Source organism: Arthrobacter sp. JCM 19049 (assembly GCF_001310435.1).
In genome coordinates, this window is sequence record NZ_BAXF01000288.1 from 1 (window position 1) to 2,825 (window position 2,825).

Annotated in this window: 5 protein-coding genes and 1 tRNA gene; all 6 read left to right on the forward strand. The window is 56.1% G+C overall.

Features of this window, described 5'->3' with window-relative positions:
• The first annotated feature begins 205 nt into the window (after window positions 1-205).
• Window positions 206-373 carry a hypothetical protein gene (locus JCM19049_RS20355; RefSeq protein WP_279403014.1) on the forward strand — a complete coding sequence of 56 codons (168 nt, stop codon included), beginning with the start codon at window positions 206-208 and terminating at the stop codon, window positions 371-373.
• Window positions 374-390: 17 nt separating this feature from the next.
• Window positions 391-1,302 carry an FAD-binding protein gene (locus JCM19049_RS11070; RefSeq protein WP_279403015.1) on the forward strand — a complete coding sequence of 304 codons (912 nt, stop codon included), beginning with the start codon at window positions 391-393 and terminating at the stop codon, window positions 1,300-1,302.
• Entirely contained in the window at window positions 1,262-1,588 is a 327-nt protein-coding gene (locus tag JCM19049_RS20360) for an FAD-binding oxidoreductase (RefSeq protein ID WP_279403016.1), read from the forward strand. The genes JCM19049_RS11070 and JCM19049_RS20360 overlap by 41 nt, the downstream gene beginning before the upstream one ends.
• A 69-nt stretch (window positions 1,589-1,657) precedes the next feature.
• Window positions 1,658-1,734, forward strand: a tRNA-Pro gene (locus JCM19049_RS11075).
• A gap of 193 nt (window positions 1,735-1,927) precedes the next feature.
• Window positions 1,928-2,287 carry a GtrA family protein gene (locus JCM19049_RS11080; protein WP_054821617.1) on the forward strand — a complete coding sequence of 120 codons (360 nt, stop codon included), beginning with the start codon at window positions 1,928-1,930 and terminating at the stop codon, window positions 2,285-2,287.
• A gap of 23 nt (window positions 2,288-2,310) precedes the next feature.
• Complete coding sequence (locus JCM19049_RS20365) at window positions 2,311-2,445, forward strand: hypothetical protein (protein ID WP_279403017.1); 135 nt, start codon at window positions 2,311-2,313, stop codon at window positions 2,443-2,445.
• Window positions 2,446-2,825: the final 380 nt, after the last annotated feature.

Below are 2,825 nucleotides of genomic sequence, written 5' to 3' on the forward strand. Positions count from 1 at the left end.
TAACCAGCAATCCGGTTCCGGCATCTATTCTTTTCGCTGCATTGCCGCCAAGCCACGCTTCCGTTCGAATCGGTGGCGGTTCGAGCCAAAGGCTGCTGTTCACCCCCAAGCATGGATCTACGTAACCATTTCTTCCCCTCGAGGTAAATGTGGTGACCTGGAGTACGCTTCGTAGAGATCAACGTAACCAGTAGGAGGGGCGGTAGTGGCACAGGACAAGGACTATTCCGTTTTTGTTCACGAACTGACGGAGATTCTCAGTGCTGATGGTGTCAGTACCTCTCCGGAGGATCTGCTGGAGAATTCCCGCGATTACGGCCAACTGGCCACTGACCCGATCCTGCCGCTCGCAATTGCATACCCGAATCGGTAGAAGCCGTTCAGGAGATCGTGCGATTGTGTTCCCGGCATGGAGTCCCGATCATCAGCCGCGGCGCTGGTACGGGAGTCTCCGGCGGTGTCCACGTGATGTGCCCGTCGCTGGTACTGAATCTGTCTCGTATGAACCGCATCTTGGAGATCCGGCCACAAGACGAGGTGGCAGTAGTCGAACCCGGGGTCATCAATAACGAGTTAAATGATGCGGTTGCGGAGCACGGCCTCATGTATGCTCCTGACCCGGCAAGCTATCGGATGTCGACCCTGGGCGGCAATATTGCCACCAACGCAGGCGGGCTTCGTTGTGCAAAGTATGGGGTGACCCGAGAATCAGTGCTGGCACTGGACGTCGTGCTCGCGGATGGCCAGCTGATCACAATTGGTGCCAACACATTTAAGGGAGTGGCCGGTTACGATCTGCGTTCGCTCTTCGTCGGCTCGGAAGGCACCTTGGGGATCGTTGTACGCGCCGTATTGCGGCTGCGTTACCTGCCTGTTGACCAAAGGGACATGAGTCTGGTCTTTGAAACACTCGAAGATGCCGTCGAAGGCGTCCAGATGATTGCCAGGGCCAGAGTTCAGCCCGCGATCTTAGAGCTCATCGATAGGCCGACGATGTCGGTGTTGGATCAGACCTACGGCACCGATATCGCTGAGCATGGCGAGGCGATGCTTCTAGTGCGATTGGATGGGTATGGCGCCAGGATTGAAGAGGATGTTGTTCGCACTGCGTTTGCGGAAGCGAAAGTCATCATCAGTGCTCCAGGCGATGAGTTTGCTTCGCGCCTCATCGAGATGCGTCGCACCAGCAGGGGGATACCAAGGATGACGCCTACCGCATGGGCGAAGACGTGGCTATACCCAAGAGCTGCATGGTCGATACGTGCGCAAGGTACGTGGAGTTGCCGCCAAATACGACGTTGACGTAAGGATTATTGCCCATGCTGGTGACGGCAATCTGCATCCTACGTTTTCCGTTGAACCCGACGCCGGCGAAGATCCACTTGGCCGGCTCACCCTCGCCCTGGAGGAGAGCATCCGAGTGGCGCTGGAAGTGGGTGGAACCATCACCGGGGAGCATGGCGTTGGTCTAATCAAGCGTGAATGGCTCGCCTGGGAACAATCCTCCGCAGTGCTGGAGATCCAGCGGCAGCTGAAGAACGTCCTGGACCCGCAGGGCCTGCTGAATCCCGGCAAGGCCATCCCATAAGTGCAGCAGGTCACTCGATTTGGTTCCGTCCAATCTTGCGTGTACAGTATTATTTCGTTGCGAAAACAACGGGATGTGGCGCAGTTTGGTAGCGCGCGTCGTTCGGGACGACGAGGTCGCAGGTTCAAATCCTGTCATCCCGACCAAATAGCAGGAGGGGAATCCGTAAGGATTCCCCCTCCTGCTATTTCACGTTAACGTTCGGTTCCGTCCATGGGCCTTCCGTCACGACCGGGAGTTGTGGAAGCTTCGAATGGTCCACAAGCGCAGCCTGGATATTATCCGATACCGGTGTACTGCCTACCGGGAGTAGCTAGAAGGTGACCGTAGGATAAACACATGGGGAATCCAAACGAGGAAGTAGCTGCGCCCACGCCGGACTTCGGCACGCGGCAGAAGATGCGCCAAAGGCTGCGTATTGTCTACTTCCTGGGAGTGGGAGGTGTGTGCTTCATCCTCACCCTCGTGGTCAACTATGGGCTGAAGCTAACCATATTGACTGCGCATCCAACTACGGCGTTCTTGATCGCTAATGCTGTATCGACGGTTGCCTCGTACTTCCTGTCCCGCCGGTTTACCTTCGGGGACATCGCCCATGGTCTGAAGCGTGTGCAGTTCATCAAGTTCGTCGTCATGTCGGTACTGGCGGTCGGGATCACCTCGGCGCTATATATATCTCGCGTTGGGTCTTTGGGCTAACGCAACCGCACGTCACACTGCTGGTGCAGGAGGTCGCCGACTTTGTCGCAGGACCGATCATCGGCACGCTGCTGGGAATGGTGTTCCGTTGGTGGGCGATGAAGAAGTTCGTATTTCTGGATCGTGAGCACCAACGCACGGAGATCACGGCCAACTGAGAAAGGCTGCGCAGACCCTAAGCTGCGGTTGTCGTCTAAGACGTTTAGGCTCACGACGACACTAAGCTTCGTCACGGATTCCTGCGCGCTTATGCGGCAGAGCAGCAGGAGGACCGCATTGGCGCGATAGTACTTTCCCCGGCGCCCAGAAGTAGTGCATGAAGCGTACCGACTCGGCTATGCACCGTGTTACGACGATCACCTCAAAAGAGCTGCTTCCGAGTTTGCGCACGCTCTGGAATCCATGTATAGTTTTTATCTGTTGCCGCAACGAAGGACGGGCTCGAAACCGTCGGAAACACCGGCAACAAACTCCAACAAAAACCTGAGTAGTTACAGTCAACTGTAAAAACAATAGGAATTGTTGAAGCGAAGAAAAG